General features: G+C 44.6%; 16 protein-coding genes. 15 read left to right on the top strand and 1 reads right to left on the bottom strand.

Going from position 1 to position 20,454, the window contains the following annotated elements; all coding sequences use genetic code 11:
* The first annotated feature begins 304 nt into the window (after positions 1-304).
* The 9 genes from LZZ85_RS12785 (at position 305) to LZZ85_RS12825 (ending at position 9,276) form a co-directional block, all read left to right on the top strand.
* Entirely contained in the window at positions 305-679 is a 375-nt protein-coding gene (locus tag LZZ85_RS12785; protein WP_237872271.1) for a hypothetical protein, read from the top strand.
* Positions 680-873: 194 nt separating this feature from the next.
* Positions 874-1,707, top strand: coding sequence for an ABC transporter ATP-binding protein (locus LZZ85_RS12790; protein ID WP_237872273.1), 834 nt, complete (start codon positions 874-876; stop codon positions 1,705-1,707).
* 9 nt (positions 1,708-1,716) lie between these two features.
* A complete protein-coding gene (locus LZZ85_RS12795; RefSeq protein WP_237872276.1) occupies positions 1,717-2,538 on the top strand; it encodes a hypothetical protein in 822 nt (273 codons plus the stop codon).
* A 17-nt stretch (positions 2,539-2,555) separates the two neighbouring features.
* On the top strand, positions 2,556-2,927 hold the full coding sequence (locus LZZ85_RS12800) for a GntR family transcriptional regulator (RefSeq protein ID WP_237872278.1): 372 nt from the start codon (positions 2,556-2,558) through the stop codon (positions 2,925-2,927).
* A gap of 18 nt (positions 2,928-2,945) precedes the next feature.
* Entirely contained in the window at positions 2,946-3,641 is a 696-nt protein-coding gene (locus LZZ85_RS12805; RefSeq protein ID WP_237872280.1) for a hypothetical protein, read from the top strand.
* Positions 3,642-3,734: 93 nt separating this feature from the next.
* Positions 3,735-6,167, top strand: coding sequence for a TonB-dependent receptor domain-containing protein (locus tag LZZ85_RS12810; RefSeq protein ID WP_237872282.1), 2,433 nt, complete (start codon positions 3,735-3,737; stop codon positions 6,165-6,167).
* A gap of 155 nt (positions 6,168-6,322) precedes the next feature.
* Complete coding sequence (locus tag LZZ85_RS12815) at positions 6,323-7,234, top strand: ABC transporter ATP-binding protein (protein WP_237872284.1); 912 nt, start codon at positions 6,323-6,325, stop codon at positions 7,232-7,234.
* Positions 7,231-8,001: an ABC transporter permease gene (locus tag LZZ85_RS12820; RefSeq protein ID WP_237872286.1), complete on the top strand. Its 771-nt coding sequence runs from the start codon at positions 7,231-7,233 to the stop codon at positions 7,999-8,001. Before LZZ85_RS12815 ends, LZZ85_RS12820 begins: the two co-directional genes overlap by 4 nt.
* Before the next feature lie 135 nt (positions 8,002-8,136).
* Complete coding sequence (locus LZZ85_RS12825; protein ID WP_237872288.1) at positions 8,137-9,276, top strand: hypothetical protein; 1,140 nt, start codon at positions 8,137-8,139, stop codon at positions 9,274-9,276.
* Positions 9,277-9,478: 202 nt separating this feature from the next.
* Here LZZ85_RS12825 and LZZ85_RS12830 read toward each other — a convergent pair whose 3' ends face one another.
* Entirely contained in the window at positions 9,479-11,512 is a 2,034-nt protein-coding gene (locus tag LZZ85_RS12830; protein ID WP_237872290.1) for an ATP-binding protein, read from the bottom strand.
* Between the two features lie 595 nt (positions 11,513-12,107).
* Here LZZ85_RS12830 and LZZ85_RS12835 point away from each other — a divergent pair.
* The 6 genes from LZZ85_RS12835 to LZZ85_RS12860 all read left to right on the top strand — a co-directional run bounded on the left by LZZ85_RS12835 (position 12,108) and on the right by LZZ85_RS12860 (position 20,447).
* Positions 12,108-14,594 (top strand): sensor histidine kinase, encoded by a 2,487-nt coding sequence (locus tag LZZ85_RS12835; protein WP_237872292.1) that lies wholly within the window; start codon positions 12,108-12,110, stop codon positions 14,592-14,594.
* On the top strand, positions 14,591-16,558 hold the full coding sequence (locus LZZ85_RS12840; RefSeq protein ID WP_237872293.1) for a sigma 54-interacting response regulator: 1,968 nt from the start codon (positions 14,591-14,593) through the stop codon (positions 16,556-16,558). Before LZZ85_RS12835 ends, LZZ85_RS12840 begins: the two co-directional genes overlap by 4 nt.
* A gap of 390 nt (positions 16,559-16,948) precedes the next feature.
* A complete protein-coding gene (locus tag LZZ85_RS12845) occupies positions 16,949-17,785 on the top strand; it encodes an alpha/beta hydrolase (protein ID WP_237872295.1) in 837 nt (278 codons plus the stop codon).
* Between the two features lie 4 nt (positions 17,786-17,789).
* The gene (locus tag LZZ85_RS12850; protein ID WP_237872297.1) at positions 17,790-18,677 is read left to right on the top strand and encodes a helix-turn-helix domain-containing protein; all 888 of its coding nucleotides are present in this window, start codon (positions 17,790-17,792) and stop codon (positions 18,675-18,677) included.
* 41 nt (positions 18,678-18,718) lie between these two features.
* Positions 18,719-19,597, top strand: coding sequence for an alpha/beta fold hydrolase (locus LZZ85_RS12855; protein ID WP_237872300.1), 879 nt, complete (start codon positions 18,719-18,721; stop codon positions 19,595-19,597).
* Between the two features lie 43 nt (positions 19,598-19,640).
* On the top strand, positions 19,641-20,447 hold the full coding sequence (locus tag LZZ85_RS12860; protein ID WP_237872302.1) for an alpha/beta fold hydrolase: 807 nt from the start codon (positions 19,641-19,643) through the stop codon (positions 20,445-20,447).
* Positions 20,448-20,454 lie beyond the last annotated feature (7 nt).

The raw sequence follows: 20,454 nt of genomic DNA on the forward strand, positions 1-20,454 counted from the left end.
TGAGGTGAAGTCAAATGTATTCTATAAGCTGGCGATCGGATGAGAGAGTTCACCGGGGTAATGCCATTGGGTGATAATATTCATTCATGTTGTTTATAGGTTTAGCAGCCGCGTCTAACTCCCAAATAGCTCCTATCTTTATAACTTCGAAGCTGATGCAAACTATTAATGGCAAACAATAAAACTTCGCATGGGAGTATTTGGATGAATGTGGTAACTGGTTTAAAGAAAGAGGTGGGATCGTGTGTTAATCATCAAAGGAATAATGATACGCATAGGTCCTTAGTTCAACAAAAATTCGTATATGGAATGTAAACGCGCGATAGAGCGTATAAATGCTTTCGTTAAGAATTTTATATTTTTTGAATTTTCCCTTTACTCTTATTCGAAAGAAAAGCTTGTAATTGTAGGCAGTCAGAATCTGTCCTATTATCATAGTATAGAAATACATTTGGAAAATCCATTTCATATCGATAGTAGGGCAGACTGGATTGTTAACGTGGATTCATTAGTGGTCAAAGAGCTTGCAGAACTGGAGTTTTTTGAATACAATCGAAAAAATAAAATTGAAGTTGGCACTAAAGCTCTAAAATTTATTGATCAGGATGAATGCGTATTTTACTACGCCTTTTCTGAAATTGAAGTCTTTGAGAAGGTTGTTAAATACTATCCTGAATAGTTGAGACAAATTACAGTTACAATACAAATATCCGCGCCTCGCAACTAAGTATCTATATCTCATAGGACGAATACCCCGCTTTTTCTTTTCCCTCAAACCCGGCACCCAGGATTTCTCGCAAAATAAGTTTGGCCACTTGAAAAGAAACTATATCTTTGAGGTGTACTAGCTGTATAGTACACTAAATCACAGACATGGTTAGCATCCAAAACTTATCGTTTTCTTACAGGAAGAAGCCGGTATTCAACGGCCTGAACCTCAGCTTCCAGGCTGGTCACGTATATGGCCTGCTCGGCAAGAATGGCACCGGTAAATCAAGCCTGCTGCGCAATATCGCCGGACTATTGTTTCCTCAGAAAGGAACTATTTCAGTCAATGGTTTTACCCCGGGTGACAGGCTTCCCATCTTCCTGCAGGATGTATTTATGGTGCCGGAAGAATTTTACCTGCCTGATATCCCCGTTCCCGACTTTATCAGAAGCTATGTTCCTTTCTATCCCCGTTTCAACAGTGATAAATTCAGGGACTATATGGCTGTTTTTGAAATACCGTCGGACAGTACGCTGCAGAACATGAGTTATGGTCAGAAAAAGAAAGTGCTGATCTCCTTTGCCCTGGCCAGCAATGCCAAATTACTGCTGATGGATGAGCCCACGAATGGCCTGGATATTATGAGTAAAAGCCAGCTAAGAAAAATACTGGCGCAGGCGCTGGACGAAGAACGCTGCATCATTATCAGTACTCACCAGGTAAAAGATCTTGAAAACCTGATCGATCGGATCACGGTCATCGATGACGGAAAGATCCTCTTTGATCAGAATGTAGAGGATATTTCGAGAAAGCTATCCTTCCGGTTTGCGATTGACGAAGCAGATCTTGCTGACGCGCTTTACAGCGAATCTTCCCTTGCCGGCAATGTGATCGTAACCCCCAGCCGCGAAGAAGAAGAAACCCGGCTTGACCTGGAGCTTCTTTACAAAGCGATCGTTACAAACAGTAGCAAAATCACCAAACTGTTCCATCCGTAAATCTCTTTTATGAACCAATTCTTTAGTTTCAGAAGATTTTCTTTATTGATCTCAAAACACTGGGCCGATAATAAAAAGCGTTATTTATTATCTGTGATCGGTTTTGCCCTGTTGCTGATCGTCTGGTTTATTTTTACCATTCTCGTTGATCCGCATAGCCCGATGCAACAGGAAGTGCAGATCCTTACATTCTTTTTTGCGTTATTTGGGACAGGCGCTTTTTATGCCAGCCAGTATTTCAGGGACCTTGGATCAAGGGCCAAGGGAATAAATTTTCTCCTGGTGCCCGCCTCCGCAGTTGAAAAGATACTGTGCAGTATTCTCTTCACGATCGTCATTTTTTTCAGTGTCTTTACCGCCGTATTTTACCTGGTGGATGTTCTGATGGTGACAATATCCAACCAGTTCCTGACCTCGCACAATCCCATAAGACAGGAAGGTGTCATTAATGTCTTCCGTGCCGCGATCCTGCCTTTTGATGGAATATCAACGCTCAATGTGCTGCTGATCTTCTTTACCGTACAATCTATCTTTCTTCTTGGCTCTGTCTATTTTGCGAAATATAGTTTCATCAAAACAGTCATCTGTAGTTTTGTAGTCTTCTTTCTTCTCTTTTGCCTGATCTATGTTTTGTATGAATACGTGATGCCACGCGGGGGCTATGTAAATGGATTTACCTCTTACCGCGTCAGCAGATTTAATGCCGGTGAGGATCACCTGGTGCAGATCCCCGGCTGGATAGACGATATGATCTATTTTGTTCTGATGTATGCCATCACTCCATTCCTGTGGGTTGTGAGCTACTACCGTCTGAAGGAAAAACAAGTATAGCCTTTAAAAAAATTATCATGCAATTCAGAGAATCAAGAGCCATATACCTGCAGATAGCGGATTTCATCTGTGAGCATATTCTGCTAAAGAAATGGAAAACAGAAGAACGGATCCCTGCTGTTCGGGAACTGGCCGTACAACTGGAAGTTAATCCTAATACCATCATGCGTACTTACGAGTTCCTGCAGGGGCAGAATATCATTTACAACCAGCGGGGGATCGGATACTTTGTGAGCCCGGATGCAATTAAACAGGCCACGCAATACCGAAAGATGGAATTCATTGAAAAAGAACTTCCTGCTATTTTCCGCAATATCTACCTGCTTGACATGGATATTGATGAACTAAAGCCACAGTATGAAAAGTTCAAAAAACAAAATTTCAAATAACCTTATACCCGCTTTATTATGAAAAAGAGCAACAAAATATTACTGGGTGGATTTCTTACGATTCTCCTCCTGATCACCGGGGTCCATATCGCCCTCTACGCAAAATACAAATCTGGCCACTATACCATTTATAAACCTGGCGATACAGATCAGCGAACTCCCACACAGTCTTTCCCCAATGTGTCGATCGTGACAATCCGCAATACCGCTGTTGATATTTCATTCGGAGATACGCTGTCGGTAGAAAAAGGAAAGGAAAAATTCGTCCGGTTTGTTCAGCAAGGCGATAGTCTTGTCATTACTCCCAGGGCGGAAGAGGAACGATTCAGGAACCGTGGGGCGGTAAAATTGATCTTACCTTATAATGCTTCCCTGTCTGCCTACAATTCCAATATTTCTTTCGTGAATGGCAGTGAAAGCGCCATGGCAAATCCAACTATCTACCTGTATAACTCAGATGCCATCTTTGCTTTTTTCAGCAAGAAGATCCAGTTGGGGCACCTGAAAGTAAATGCCTCCGGTAATTCCAACACTACTTTCCTTGATAATGTACAGATCGATAATCTGGAGATCCAATTGAAGAACTCTTCTCTTAAGGATGATGGGAGTGAGATTGGTCAACTGACCATCGCAACAGACTCCACATCGCAACTGATACTTCAATCCAAACATTTATTAAAAGCAAAAATCTCTCCGATCCCTAACAACCCTTAATATTTCCGTCATCGGCTAACCTATGCTGGCTACCTGTAAAGTGCCAACTGGCAGCGCCATGCCCGGACCTGACTCAAGTAAAATCAAACTACCATGAAATCATTAACCTTATCCTTCTGTTTTATTTTTTCCGTCATAGGTGCGATGGCTCAAAATACAGGAAAGCTGTCGGGAAATATTTCTAAAGATGGAAAGCCTGCGGAAGGTGCCACCATCAGCCTGCTGCGTGCTAAGGACTCTGCCGTCGTTAAGCTTTCAACAACAAATAATCAGGGCTCTTATGTTTTTGAGAACATAGCAGGCGGACATTATCTTATTTCCGCTACAGCTGTGGGGCATTTGAAAGCGTGGTCAGGCAAGATAGAACTCGCACCCAAAGACCCCGTTGTACATGTGCCCTCTCTCACACTGGTCCCGGTTAGTAAGGACCTCGCCGGTGTAACCGTTTCTTCAAAGCGGCCGCTGGTTGAACAACGGATAGACCGTACCATTGTTAATGTGGAAGCATCCATTACCAACATTGGAACCTCTGCTTTGGAAGTACTGGAGAAAGCTCCTGGAGTTACCGTTGACCGTGACGGCAATATCAGCCTGAAAGGAAAAGAAGGAGTACTGATCCTGGTGGATGGCCGGCCAACACAATTAAGCGGGCCAGACCTGGCTAATCTCTTGCGCAACATGAACTCAAGTCAGTTGGATCAGCTCGAGATCATGACCAACCCGCCTGCGAGATATGAAGCCGCTGGTACAGCAGGCATTATCAATATTAAAACAAAAAAAGCTATTACCGCTGGCTTCAATGGTTCTGCCAGCGTCGCTTATTCACAAGGAAAGTATCCAAAAACGAATGAGGGTTTCAATTTCAACTACAGGAACGCAAAATTCAATTTCTTCACCAACCTCAGTCATAATTATCAGAAAAGATTTCAAATAATGAATATCGACAGGAATATTCTTGACGATAACAATAATTCCGTTTTGAAGATCTTCAACCAGGTTACAACGAGGAACTCCGCAGGCAATGCCTACAATGCAAAATTTGGGGTTGATTTCTTTGCGGATAAACGAACAACTTTTGGCGCCGTTGTTAACCTCAATGCGAGACAGATGTCATCCGATAATCCAAATACCACTCTCATCTCTAATGCTGTAAAACAACTGCAGACCGTAACAGATGCATTTGTCAATACAGAGAGTGCCTGGAAAAGTATCAATGCAAACCTGAACTATCGGAGAATACTGGACCAAAAGGGAAAGGAGATCACTTCGGATATCGACTTCGTAAAGCATATCACGGACAATGATCTGTTCATGGTGAACTCCTATACTGATGCCACTGGCAACCCGATCAGTAAAGCGGATACGCTGACAGGATTGTTGCCGCAAGACATAGATGTATATAGCGCTAAAGTGGATTACCTGCATCCTCTCGGCAAAGACGCAAGATTTGAAGCTGGTATTAAGACCAGCATCGTCAGAACGGATAATAATGCCCGTTATGACAGTGTGCAGTATGGGCAGGTGATCCCCGATCTGAATCGTAGCAATCACTTCGTGTACCAGGAAAATATCAACGCCGCCTATCTGAACTTAAGCACGCCGCTCTCGAAAAAGATCAGTGCACAGTTTGGCTTGCGCATGGAAAATACCAATGCTACCGGTCAACAAAAATCAACAGGTGAAAATTTCAGCAGGCATTATACCCAGCTGTTTCCTACTGCGTACTTCCAGTACAAGGCAAATGATAAAAACAACTTCGGGGCAAATTTCGGGAGACGGGTGCGCCGGCCAAGTTACCAAAGCCTGAATCCTTTTATCCGTTTTCTTGACAGGTACACTTACAGTCAGGGTAACCCCAATCTGAAACCTTCCATCAGTAATAATGTGGAGCTCACACATACCTGGAACAACCAGGTGACGACCACGCTGAACTATACCAATGTAAAGGATATTATCCAGGAGGTCATCCAGCAGAAAGGAGAGGAGGCATACAATATGCCGGAGAACGTTTCCTCGCTGAATACATTCGGGCTGTCGGTGAATGCAAATACGCCCGTTGCCAAATGGTGGACGAGTAACATCAACATTAATGTGAACTATGACAAATACAAAGGTGTGATAAGCAACGACCCGATCAGGCTGTCCGCTACCAGTTTTGTAATAAACGGTACACAGCAATTCAAGATCAGCAAAACATTTACCGCGGAATTGAATGGCATGTTCAGGAGCGGGTGGCTGGAGGGAGTGATACGGGTTAAACCGGTTACGGTCATCGGGGCAGGAGTAAGCCAGCAGGTACTGAAAGGTAAAGGCACTGTCCGCCTGACTGCCCGGGATATTTTTTACAGTCAAAGGATGAGAGGGAAAAGCCGGTATGCCAATGTAGATGTGAATCTCCGGCAGCGTAGCGAAACGCAAATAGTTACGATCGGCTTTACATACAATTTCAGCAAAGGGAAAAAGATCGCACCTGTTAAAAGGACGAGTGGCAGCGCAGGGGAAGAACAGAACAGGATAGGGCAGTGAGGTTGGAAAACCTTGATACCTGATTAGCGTAGTAGTAACGAAGCGGACGCCGCGTTCCATCTACACCAGTAAACTTTTTTGACGCTCCAAACGGCGACAGGCATTGATCTGCATGCCTGAGTAGACTTACATTTTATACTATAACAAGCTAAAAAATGAATAATCCAGTTATCAAAACCAATGCGCTGTCTTACTACTATTCCGCCCAGGAAAAGACCTTGTCAGAGATCAACCTGCAGGTAGAAAGGGGAAGTATCTACGGTTTCCTGGGCCCAAATGGCTCAGGAAAGACGACCACCCTAAGCCTGATCCTTGGTTTGCTGGATTCCCCGGATGGCAGCATCGAAATATTCGGGCAGCATCTTCATTCAAACAGGATCGGTGTGCTTAAAAAAATAGGGTCTCTGATCGAGTCGCCATCCCTTTACGCTCATTTGACAGCGAAAGAAAATCTGAATGTATACAGGGCTGTGTACGGAGCCTCAAAAGCAAGAGTGGAAGAGGTCCTGCATATTGTTGGCCTCGGTGACACAGGGAAAAAAACGGTGAAGAAATTTTCCCTGGGTATGAAGCAAAGGTTGTCGATCGCACTGGCGCTTTTACCTGACCCGGAACTGCTGATCCTGGACGAACCTTCTAACGGACTTGACCCAGCCGGCATCATTGAACTACGTGAGCTGATCAAAAGACTGAACAGGGAGCACGGCATGACGATTGTTATTTCCAGTCACCTTTTAGGTGAAGTAGAAAAAATGGTCTCACACGTCGGGATCATCCTGAAAGGAAAGATGTTATTCCAGGGGACGCTGTCAGATCTTCAGTCCTTTCAACGAAAGGGGGCGAGACTACTCATAAATACATCCGATAACGAAAAGGCATTTGAACTGCTGCGCGATCATCAACCAGAAAAAGCAGAAGAGAATGTATCGATCGCTTTCCACGACCTGCAGCAGGTAGCAAATATTACCCGGATACTGACGCAGCACGCACTTGATGTATATCTTGTCTGTCCTCAGAAAAACGATCTCGAACAATTATTTATTGACCTTACATCTTCCCAGTCATGAGCCTGATAATATCTTTTCGTTCAGAAATACTCAAATCAAAACGCACGGCAGCCTTTTACTTTACATTAATTGGCGCAGCTGTGATCCCTTTTATTCTATTGATCAATATCATTGCGGATGGCCTGCCCGGGGAAGGAAGGGCCAGTAAGGATCCGATCAATGCCATGTTCAAGTTATCATCGGATATGACAGGGCTGGCATTGTTTCCCCTGTTTATTGTGCTTATCTGCACGCTTCTTCCTCAAATAGAATTCAAGAATTCCACCTGGAAGCAAGTGCTCACATCGCCTCAAAAAAAGGAAGATGTCTTTGTAGCCAAGTTTCTGAATATTCATCTCCTGATGATCTTGTTCCTGGTCGCCAGTCATCTGTTCATTTGGGTTGTAGTGATTGCCTCACATTTTATCCTTCCCCAGTTCAATATTCTGAATCATTCATTTGACGCAAGTAAAGTGCTGCAAGAGAACGTTCATACCTATCTTTCATGCCTGGGTATCTGTGCTGTGCAATTCTGGATCGGGTTAAGATCGCGCAATTTCATCGTTCCCATTGCAATCGGCTTAACACTGTGGTTGTTTGGAACCGTGCTGGTGCTTGAATATCATTCATCCGCATCTCCTTATTTTCCCTATTGTTTTCCTGCCATACGATTTTCTTCGCTGTTCAGTCCCCGGCTCAACCAGGTTGAATGGACCTCATTCGGATATTCGTTCCTGTTCCTTGTCATCGGCTTTATCGATTTCAGGAGAAGGCGAAAGCTGAAATAGCCGGTAAGCGAAAGCTTCATTTTTACAAAGAAGTACTCCATGTTTCAATAACGGGAATCAGAGAAGATTCAAAGCAATGTTGTTGCTTCGGATCACTGTGTTCCATCGTTCAGTTTAATTATTTATCCCAAAAATATGATAAGATCCCTTCGCTCAGATTTTTTCCAGATCAGAAAGATCTCCTCCCGGTTCGTTCCCATACTGCTGTTATTCACGCCTGCCTGTAATCAACAACCGGAGAAAATCCCATTTGATCGCGAATTGAATACAAAGACAGCCACAACTATCAGGGGTAAAGTGAATAACTGGCCTACCGATACCGTCTACTTTGCCACGTTCACCTTCCATTCTCCCTATTCAACCTCCGAAGGTTTCAAAGTGCTAACGCCGGATAAAACTTTCGACCATGTGTTCGATCAGTCCAATGAGCCATTTATTGTTTTTATAACGCCTGAACGAAAATTTCTCGATCTGAGACACGATGTGTTATTTGAGAATTTAACTGATAAATATTATAGAGGATATTGCCAGAAATTCTATGATCATCCGATCACAACCTACCTGATAGAGCCGGGAACGGAAACAGAGGTCAACTTGACAAAGACGAAACGCTACGGTAAGACACTGATTGAATTCTCCAATGCGAATAAATACAACTCTGAATTTTATCAAACTACCTTTGATCTGGATAATGCGCTTGATGAAACCCTGGACCCGAGATCTGACGTGAGATTGAAGGATGTAGAAAATATCAATCTCGCCATTGAGAAAATGAAAAGCAAAGTAGGGGAGTTGTTGACCTTATTAAATAAGGAGCAGCAATATATTAGTCCGTTCCTGTATAATTATACAAAGTCTGAAATTGAATTTGCTGGCCGGAAGGAATTTCTCAGGTATCTGTTATTGAACAATAAAGAAGAGGTATCAAAAATATTCAGCAATAAAATTCCTGAAGAAATAAGTAATGTTGTTGAATTCAATAAAGAAAACCTGGATCATGCCACGATGATCAGCCAGGAGTATAATGAATTCCTTGAGTTATACCTGACTTTTAAGTTCAGCAAGCGGAACAGCCAACTGATCACTTATAAGGAATTTGACAAGGAAAAGTTTGAGTTTGCTTTGCAGGAGCTTCCGTCCGCATCAAGATATTTTTATTTAGCCAATAATCTTTTGCATTTGAATAATGGAAAAGAAAAAGAGCTCGCTGACCGGCTCATTGCGCTATATCCCGGAGGGGAGTTGAATGATAAATTACGAGGGAAATATAACTAACGACCGCGTTACACGAACATCGGTCTCGAAAGGAAGCTTTACGCGACTATGGACCGGCTGTTCTCATCGGTCATTGAATGGCGATTCATAATGGGTCTGCAGGTGTGCTGATGTTTCATAAACGCCCGCCGTTGGAACCTTGCAGACCTGCTTTTTTGATAGAGGTCTTGTCCCTGCATGATTTACCGATCATTTGAAAAGCTCAATGCTCCATCATCTCTTCCAGTATTTCTTCCGGCGTATTTACGCCATTCAGTTCAATGCCTTTTTCCGTTAACTGATGCCTGATCACTTCCTTGTTAAAGTTCAGATGATCCGCCAGGAAAGAGTGCCGCAGATCGAACAGGGTGAATATATCGTCCCAGGAATAAGCATAGATCTCATAATTGTGTGCGGCTTTTACGAGGAAGCGGCGGTTTTTTTCTTTCATCGAGTCATACTGTCCCTTCACATATTCATCCACTTTGTTACCGATAATGATGAACTTCCATAGTCGTTTTTGTGAATTGAATGCATCGTCTGAGCGGATGATCTCCATATAATCCTCTATCTGGCGGATCTGTTCAACCCCGATATCGACCAAGGGACGTTTTAATTCGACCATTATATTTTCTTCCATCTGGAGCTCCTGGTCAAACATATCAGGCACCGCACGTTTACGGCAAAGGAACAGGTCGGGTCGCCGGGCGGACATGATCTTACCATCTTTCCTGCTGCTGCCTTTACCGGGGTTGCCGTTCAGGAAGTCGACATATTTATCATAAAGCTGGTTGAATGCTTCATTGGCGGAAACCAGGTGATATTGCTCGCCGAACAGCCAGTAGTTCTCTTCGATCGCTTTTTGCAGATGTCGGATCTCAGAGGTAAATCTTTTCTGATCATATACCAGTGATTTAAGCAATAGAATGACCCTGTACCGGTCTTCGATCAGAGAAACCATTTTCGTGATATTGGCCATGGTCGTTTTTTGCAGCACCTGGGATAGTTCGTTGCGTTCGGCAGCGGTCATGGATATGATCCGGCCGATCAGGTCGAGGATCGTTTCCCGTTCGTCTTTTTCCAGTAAGATATTGATGAGCCCAACACTGATCTTCTGTTGCTCTTTGTTGAGCCCCAGAAATAGTTTCGGCTCAATGCAATAGATCGCTTTTACTACATTGAGCAGGTCTGCCTTGCGTGCCTGATCATACTTGTTTGTTTTAAATGCAGGGATCACGCCAGACCTTTCATATCCTTCGATCAGCTGGGAAGCAGCTTGTTCGCTAACAAAATTCTTCTGTTTTTCTCTCAGCAGCTTTTGCAGTCTGGCTGTCAGGCTTTTGAACACAGGAGAGGATCTGGTAGCCGAGCCATCCAGTGTAAGCGATTGTTCTTTATCATTCGGATTGAAGTTGTCAAAGAATGCAGATTCGACATAGACGCTATGGTTAAATCCGAGTGCATTGTTGTTGAATGATGTCAGCTCTTTGAAAACCTCCGTTTGCCTGCCGTTCAGGAAGTAGAAGTAAAATTTATCGCCGATCTTTTCCTGCCAGCGGACAAATGTGATGCGGAATGCTGCCAGCTTTTCGTCCTTGTTTACAGCAAACCTGATCGAATCGCTTTCGGCGATCAGGGTTTGATAGGAGATAGGTTCTCCATTTATAGAGATCCTGAATTTCTTTTCTTTATTCAATAACAGGAACCACCCGAATTCCTTCGCGAGGTAGTTGATGAACTCCGGCTTGGAAAACGAGTAGGCTGTTACATCGAACAACTCGTGCAGCCGGACGGTTGTGCCGGTTTCTTTGTTTTTCGAGATATGCCTGTTGCCTGTTACATATTTGTTCTTGCTGTTACGGTGGATGTCGATAGTATAATCCAGCAATCTGTCTGATTCAGGATCCCTGAATGTTGTTTCCCACCTGGCCGAACTGGCAAACGTGGCAAAGGAAAACCGGCCCTTTCCTTTATTACCACGAACAGAAGAGGATGATTTTCTGAATGAGGACTTCTTGAGCGAATCCATGAAGTTGCCGAAGGTCTGGTTGATCGTATCGAGATCAATTCCCTGTCCATTATCGGCGATGGAGAGGGAAGAGATAAAGTCGAGGCTGTTGGCGGAAAACTGAATGTCGACATGGGTTGCATTTGCATCAAAGGCATTCCAGATAAATTCTCCCACGGCCGCCATATAGTCTGCAGGAAGACCGGCGGAATCGATACCGGTATTGTTGACTGATACGAGTTGTTCCATACTTCACTTTCCGTTTTTGATCGGGTAGTAAAGATACTAAAATATTTAGTATTCTAGGGCTCGAGGAACCTTCCGGTATCTGGAAATAAATAGTTTGAATTTCAATAGATTACATTTGTGTATTGTTCCTGGGCGATGATTTTGGTTCTGAATGCCTGATCATTTTCGGGGATGAGGTGTCGCAGGCGTACCGGCTTCTGACCTGTCTGCCTTGGCTTTTTTGTAACGGAAGATCATTGCCAGCCATTAGCCCATGTAGCAGATCAGCCTTTTCTTTTTGTTTTTGGGAAACGATCATGATGGCTTCAACTCGACCCGATCAGTTGCTTGCAGACGGCAGTTATTGGTCGTAGAGATCTTTTCTTATCATTCTCATCGAATGTACCTGTTTAATAAGGAGGAGGAATGACCTGTTAACCACTATGCTATGTTTTTCGTATTTAACCTCGCTAACATACCTGCCGGGGAAGCTCTGACCGGCGCATGCACCTGTTCAAACACACGCAAATGCTGTATTAATTATAACAGCTGAAGGCGCAGGAACTTTATTTCCTATCTTTAAAAGTTCGCAACTCTGCATCGAAAAAAGGAATCTATGTTCAAATTAGCTTTGACATGTCTGCTGGTCAGCGTGATGATACAAGTAAATGCACAAACCGGAGCTTCCTCGCCAAACACTTTACCAACGTATACCTATCACCCTCCGCAGGAGGACAAAGAGTCATGGCAGCGACTGTATCTGTTATTGAGTTCTACTTTTATCAATGTAGTAAATGAAGGCCAGGTTGATCTCGACAGTGCTTTGTTCAAGGCCAGTCACTCACTCGGTCTGAGCCGGTTTTCTGTACTGTCAGAAGGTTTCGGGGACCAGGACCTTTTTAAGGAGTCGCAATGGATCGACAGGAAAGACCCGGCAACCGGTGTCCGCCAGCTGTCAGCAGCAAGCGGCCGGAAGCGTCTTCAGCGGTTGTTACTGCTGGGGTCGTATTACGCATTTCAGCGGAACAGCTATACTTATTTCAGGGACAGCGTCGAATATTATCTTCAGCAGGCTATTGCTGAAAGCCGGAAACTTAACGAACCTGTGATGGGACGGCACGCCCTTTGCCTGCTGGGAAAAATGTATTTACAGGCCAGTAACTCCCAGGGGGATTCAATATACGCACGGCTGATCAGGCAGTGCAGGGATGCGGGAGATAAACAAACAGAAGCAAAAGCACTGGCTTACCGCAGCAGGTATACGCGGCCAATGGGTGCGACTTTTCCCGGTAAGATCAATGACACCCGCGCGGCTGCCGCAATCTATCACAGCCTTGGCAATACGGAAGGGGAGATCAATGCGCTGACAGATGCCGGTTATTTGTTCACGGCCTCGGGCCAATTGGAGACAGCCCATGAGATACTGGAGCAGGCATATCGTCTCGCGGAGTCCATTCAGTTTCCATATATACACTATAATGCGCAGGCGCTATCAATGGTCAATACCTTCATGGGCAAATTTGGCGAACCATTGCGATACACACTTGAAATGATCAAAGTGTCAGAGAATTGCCGCGACAGTATAGGATGGGGATACTTTCACAGTAACCTGGCTCTCATGCTTTCCTCAGAAGGCCGGGAAGAGGAAAGTTTTGCCGTGATCGAAAAAGCGATCCAGCATTTCCTGCGACAACGGAATCCAACGGTCTATAACCAGATGATAGCTGTTGTTTATCGTATGTCGCAGAATGGAAAGAGTAAAGAGGCCCTGGAAATGGTAAAGAATATTTCAACGCAGGTGACCCCGCAGGAAACACTGGCGGATCAATTTACTTATCATTATGCGTTTGCTTATGGCTATTTGTACAATAACCAACTGAAAATGGTTGAATGGCACCTGGCAAAAATGGATTCACTGGAGACCCTTGCTGAAACATTCAGGCCACCTTTCCGGAGAACGGACATTGACGAACTGACTGGCTTTCTTTTAATGAAAAAAGGAGAGTACCGGAAGGCAAGGAAAATTCTGGACGCTCATCTCCTGGCCCCACGCTCAAGACTACGGCCTCTAACCGCTGATCTGGATCTCTACCGCACCCTGATCACTATCGATTCTTTACTTGGGGATGATCGATCGGCCGTAGCACACTACAAAAAATACGTTACACTGCTTGATGCAACTTTCAAAGTAACAAAGGTCCGGCAGGCAGAGGAGCTACAGGTATTATACCAGATACAGGAAAAGGAAGGTCAGATCTCCCAGTTAACGCAACAGGCTGCACTCGAAAAGGAAAGATCGAAACGGGACGCTCTTCTGAGAAACCTCACCATTGCCGGTATTATCGCAGTCCTGATCATCGCGGGGCTTTTATACCGCCAAAACAGGTTGAAGCAGGGAGCCAATAAAGTGATCAGCCTGAAAAATGAACAACTGCAGGACCTTGTTGACGATAAGGAATGGCTGTTGAAAGAGATCCACCACCGGGTGAAGAACAATCTGCAGATCGTGATCAGCCTGTTGAACTCACAATCAGTATACATCGATAACAGGGATGCAAGGACGGCGATAAATGACAGCCAACGCCGCATGCAGGCAATGGCATTGATCCATCAGAAATTGTACCTTTCAGATAACATGTCCTGTATTGCCATGCAGGATTACATTAATGAGCTGGTATCTTATGTGCAGGAAAGTTTTGACACGGAGAAGAGGATCGTTTTTGAACAGGAGATCGAACCACTGGATCTTGATGTGTCACAGGCAATCCCGCTCGGCCTGATCATTAACGAATGTATCGTTAATGTAATGAAATATGCTTTTCCGGGAAGCAGGGAAGGAACGGTACGTCTAACATTGCATCAGGATTCAGATGATCGTTTAGTGCTGCAAATAGTTGATAACGGAGTAGGCTTACCGGCAGGACTTGATATATCCCGGCATAATTCACTGGGTTTTGATCTGATGCGCGGGCTGGCGAAACAGCTTGGCGGCACTCTGACCTTTAAAAGCGATAACGGATTGCATATAACGGTACGGTTCCGGAAAGCAACGGTCGAGCGTGTGGAGAAATCCACAGTTAACGAAATAATGGCGATTTCATGAGTAAAACCTTATTGATAGTTGAAGACGAATTTATCGTAGCGAATGATCTCCGGTTGATCTTAACGGAGGCTGGCTATAAAGTAACGGGTATCGCTGCTTCCGCAAACGAATCGGCAGAGTTGATCACCCGGGAAAAACCCGATATGGTGTTGCTCGATATCCGCCTGGAAGGAAATTCTTCCGGTATTGAAATAGCAAAAGAGCTGCGGGCTGAAAATATCCCCTTCGTTTTTTTATCGGCTAATTCCAGCCAGAGAATCCTGGAAGAAGCTAAGGCAACCGACCCCTATGGTTTTCTGGTGAAACCATTCCGCAAAAAAGATCTCCTCGTAACATTGGATATTGCGTGGTACCGGCATGAACAAAGCACTGAAGCAAAACTGCGACAGGAGGCATTGCTGCAGGATAAGCTTAAAAAAGCCAGCAGTGAAGCAATTACCGTTGACCAAAGGATCTTAAAGATCGTCAGGCAGCTGCAGTCGTTCATTCCATTTGACCTTTTTATTTCGGCATACAAAGAAACGGTCACAAACAGTTCAATTGACAAGGGATACCTGCGTATAGGGTTTGATGAGTACCAGTTCATAAGTAAAAAGGAATTGCTTATCATCACGGGTTTGAAAGAGAGTGAGGTTACGGCGGATCCCGAAAATGCTCAGGCCGGTGAGACAGGTATCTCAAGGGGCAGGACGGAGAAGCAAGAAGTGGTATCGACTTTATCTGGGTTGATGACGCGGGCGTTCGATTTGCAGTCATATCTCTCGCTGTCTGTCAGTCTGAATGATGGCCGGTCCGTGCAGTACTTTTTTTACAGCCGGCAGGAAAATATTTATACAGACGATCATATTGCGTTATTAGACCGATTAAATGATTGCCTTACGGAGGTTGGGGAAACACTGTATTCAGACGCGGCGACTTCATCGCTGGCTCTTCCAGATATTTTCGGGCAGTCGCTCCATCAGGAGATGAATGATGTACGATTTAAAAGTATTATTGGCAGCCATCACTTATTGTTGTCAGCCCTTGATCTTACCGCGCAGGTAGCGCCGTACAATACGTCGGTCTTGATATTCGGAGAAAGCGGAACAGGCAAAGAGAAAGTGGCCCAGCTGATCCATACCCTTTCAGGAAGGGAAAAAGAACCTTTTGTAAAAGTGAATTGTGGCGCCATTCCGCCTACGCTGATCGAGTCTGAATTGTTTGGACATCAGAAGGGCGCGTTTACAGGCGCCAGTGAAAAAAGGAAAGGGAAATTCGAGCAGGCGCAGGGCGGAACCATTTTCCTGGATGAGATCGGTGAATTGCCACTGGGCATGCAGGTGAAACTGCTGCGTGTTTTACAGGAAAAGGAGATAGAATATGTAGGTGGTTCATCTCCGATCAAAGTTAATGTACGCGTTGTGGCAGCGACCAACAAGAACCTGGAACAGGAAGTAGCACAGGGAAGGTTCAGGCTCGACCTTTATTATCGATTGAATGCTTTTCCTATCACGCTTCCTCCTTTGCGTGAAAGAAAAAGTGATATATATGCGCTAGCATTATATTTTGCCGACAAATTTTGCAAGGAATTCAATAAGCCCTTCCATGGTATTTCGCAGTCAATGGCCGATGAACTCGCAGCATATGACTGGCCCGGTAATATCCGCGAGCTGGGAAATATTCTGGAGCAGTCCGTGATCCTGAATGACGGAAAATCAAAGCTCGAACTAAAAAGAGTGTTAGCGAGGGTGGAGGAAAAAGAGATGGGCAACGGGCTGACGAACTCGTTTGAAGATATCAAACAGATCCAGCGGGAAACCGAAAGATCTTACATGATCTCCGTTCTGAAAAAAGTTAAAGGACGGATCCGTGGAGCCAAAGGGGCGGCGGAATTATTAAATATCAAACCAACAACGCTTGAAGCCAAGATAGCAAAGCTGAATATCACCAAGGATGATATTTCAGACGATCAGCATACTTATTAAAGCATGCTGATCGTCTGGCATTCGTGGCGATGTCAGAGACACCGGTTTTGTTTTGTGATCATTGAACATGCTCCACATTCCGGACAATGGCCTTCAGTTCCGGGTACTACCACCTCGTCAAAATAGCGCAAATACTATCTCCAAAATTTTTGGATTTTTTTAATAGCAACTCCCAATAAAATGGAGTTGTTATTTCATTTTTACATTTCCACGATCTGCACACACTTTATTAAGGCACTGACTAAGAACGGATTGGAATAGTCAATCTGTATGATCTGTTTTTATTCGTGAAGTGGCACATTAATAGACTAACTGGATGCAAACAAGTGATCTGCTATAACAGACGATCTGTATGGCAACAATCACAAACCTCAAGCTTAACTAATGCTTATGCATCCAAACGACAGCCAGTTTACTGCTGATTTTAAAACAAATGATGGACAGACTATTTTTTACCGTGTATGGAAGACGAATAATAATCCAAAGGGAATTGTGCTGCTTGTTCATGGCCTCAATTCACATAGCCAGTATTTTCAAAAGCTGGCTCTCCGGTTAACCGAAAATGATTTTGATGTATATGCACTGGATCTAAGGGGGCGGGGCCACTCCGACGGTGAACGTTATTATATCAACGACTATCGCGATATTATTGCTGATATTAATGAATTGCTCAGGATCGCAACCGCCCAGCCTCCCTTACCCATTTTTTTATTCGGGCATAGTGCCGGGAGTGTCTTCGCTTCAGTATATGCAATTCTTTACCAGGATAAGTTACAAGGATTGATCTCAGAGAGCATTGCCTTTCAGTTGCCAGCTCCCGGTTTTGCCCTGAATGTTATAAAGCTGCTGGCCCATTTAATTCCGCATGCAAGGCTGATCCAATTGAAGAATGGAGACTTCTCCCGTGATATGGCTGTTGTGGATGCCATGACAAATGATCCTTTACTGGTCAATGAGAAGCAACCTGCTAAAACGATGCAGCAACTGTTGCTGGCATCAGCATTATTGAAGAAAGAGATCAACCGGATCACACTTCCTCTATTGCTTCTTCATGGAACGGCAGACAGGGCTACAAAACCTTCCGGAAGCAAGTACATCATGCAACACGTTTCTTCCATTGACCGGGAGCTGAAGTTGTATGAAGGTCACTACCATGATCTATTGAACGACCTGGATAATGAAGTCGTTTTAAATGATATAATCAGCTGGCTAACTCAAAGACTTTAATGCAATGAAGAAAATCTTTACAACCGATGTTCCTCCGGCTTTTAAGATGCCCGGTCAGTATGCTTATTTCAGCATACAGCCCCTTTCAAACCTTACAGATCTGCAAGACGCACCTGTAGGAGAGGAGATGTTTGAGATCTGCCTGGTCTCGCGCGGTAAAGCGACACTTACTTTGCCGGAAAGCAGGCCGCTCCTTACTGCTAATAGTTTCTACTGCACATCCCGGAACAGGCATAACCGGGTTGAAGCAGGCAAAGACACCGAAGGTTTCCTGATACGCTTCAACCAGGCGCTTATTCTCAGCGGCGACAGGGAGTTTGCCGGTTTATATTTTCCGGTATTCCAGGTAATGTCTTTGCGCAAAGAAGTGATCAGGTTGGAAGATACAGCGATGTACGAGAGTATGAAATTGTGCGAGATGATGCGGGTGGAGTTCGAGACCCAAACCAATTTCAAGCTGCAGATCCTGAGTGGATTTATGAACGTCTTACTGTTCAATCTGATGAGAAAGATCAACCGGCTGCGTGACGATCCCGATGATGGAAGAAGGTTTTTACTGATCCAGCGATTCAATGTTCTGCTGGAAAAGAATTTCAGAACCAATAAAAAAGTATCCGACTATGCAGCCCTTCTTTCCATTACTCCCAGCTACCTGAACCTTGCAATCAAAAAAGCAACAGGAAATTCTGCCAGTTCCCATATCCGGAGACGGGTCATCATGGAGGCCATCAGGAAAGTCAATCTCACGGGTGCCAGTCTTAAAGAAGTGGCCTGCGATCTTGGCTTCAGCGACTATGCTCATTTCAGCAAGTTCTTTAAAAAAGGGAGCGGTAAGAATTTTTCGGAAGTGAAGAAGTATGAGTTGACTAGTCTGGAAGTTTATCCGGGATAGGAGAGATCTCAAAAAAGTTTATCGACAAAGAAAAATAAAAGATGAAAAATAGAATATTCTACCGAACGGTAGCCATCAACGGTCTCGATATTTTTTACCGTGAAGCGGGTAGAAAAGATCAGCCCACCTTACTTCTATTGCATGGATTCCCGTCTTCCTCACATATGTTCAGGGATCTGATCAGAGAACTGTCGGATTCCTTTCATCTCGTAGCGCCTGACTATCCCGGATTTGGACAAAGCAGTGCGCCGGATGTAAAGGAGTTCAATTACACATTTGAAAACCTTTCGATAATCATCGAGCGGTTTATCGATGAGCTTCAACTGAACAACATCATACTTTATATGCAGGATTACGGCGGGCCTGTAGGAATGCGAATTGCCGTTCGCCGGCCGGGACTTTTCCGCGCACTGGTCATTCAAAATGCAAATGCCTATGCAGAAGGCTTGGGGTCACTATTGCAACCCCTGACGCAGTATGCACAACAGCCGGATGGGGAAAATGAAAAAGCAGTTCGATTTTTCTTAAGCCTGGACGCTACCAAATGGCAATACCTGCACGGTGCGGGTGATCCGGCTACAGTCAATCCCGATAGCTATATCACGGATCAGTATTATCTCGACAGGCCGGGAAACGATACAATCCAATTGGCCCTCTTCCGGGATTACCAGCATAATTATCCGAAATACTCTGAATGGCAACAATACTTCAGAACCTCATTGCCTGATACACTCGTGCTCTGGGGAAAGAATGATGCGATGTTCATCGCTGCAGGGGCAGAGGCGTACAGAAAAGACCTTCCTGGTGCAGAAATAGTGCAGATCGATGGAGGACATTGCCTGCTCGAGGAGCATCACCAGTATGTGGCAGAATTGATACATCGTTTTATTTATGACCGCAAAACAAGCAACGCATTGTGAGCGGCATGATCAATAACCATTCATCAAACCAAAAAAACGCAAAATGAAAAAGCTGAGATCAAACTACCTGGGCAGTGTCGCCCTGATTTTTTCTTTACTATCTGGTCTTTACCTGGCAGATATAAGTAAACCGTCAACATCACAGGAACCGGCAGGCAAGCCGACTATTGTATTAGTGCACGGCGCATTTGCGGACGGCTCATCATGGAACAAAGTGATACCGATCCTGCAAAAGAAGGGTTATCAAACCATCAGTGTGCAGAATCCGCTTACCTCTTTAAGCGATGATGTGGCTTTTACAGAAAGAGCCCTTGCCGAAATACAGGGAGATGTTATCCTCGTCGGGCATTCATGGGGTGGCGTTGTCATTACGGAAGCAGGGAATGCGGAAAAAGTGAAAGCTCTTGTGTATGTAGCGGCCTATGCACCTGATGCGGGACAAAGCATCGAAAGCCTCAGCAAAGATGCGCATGAGGTGAGGAAGGTGCCCGGTGTTCCAGGATTAAGTGATCCGGTGGTGACCGATGGTTATATCCGTTTGAAAGAAGAAGCAGTGGTCAAATATTTTGCGCAGGACCTGCCCCAGCAGGAAGCGAAGAATATTGCAGCAGTGCAGGGTCGTTTTCATGTAAGCACACTTGGCGCTAAGATCACCAATCCTGCATGGAAGAACAAACCGTCTTATTACATCGTATCAGACAACGATCAGATCATTTCACCGCAACTCGAGAAGGAAATGGCTAAAAATATCGGCGCTATCACTACGCATCTTCCGGCGAGTCATGTCTCCATGTTATCAAAACCTGAAGAAGTAGCCAAAGTTATTTTAAAAGCTGCGGGCGAAAAATAAATCAATC

Origin of the sequence: Terrimonas ginsenosidimutans (assembly GCF_022012415.1) — a bacterium.
Classification (GTDB): Bacteria; Bacteroidota; Bacteroidia; order Chitinophagales; family Chitinophagaceae; genus Terrimonas_A; species Terrimonas_A ginsenosidimutans.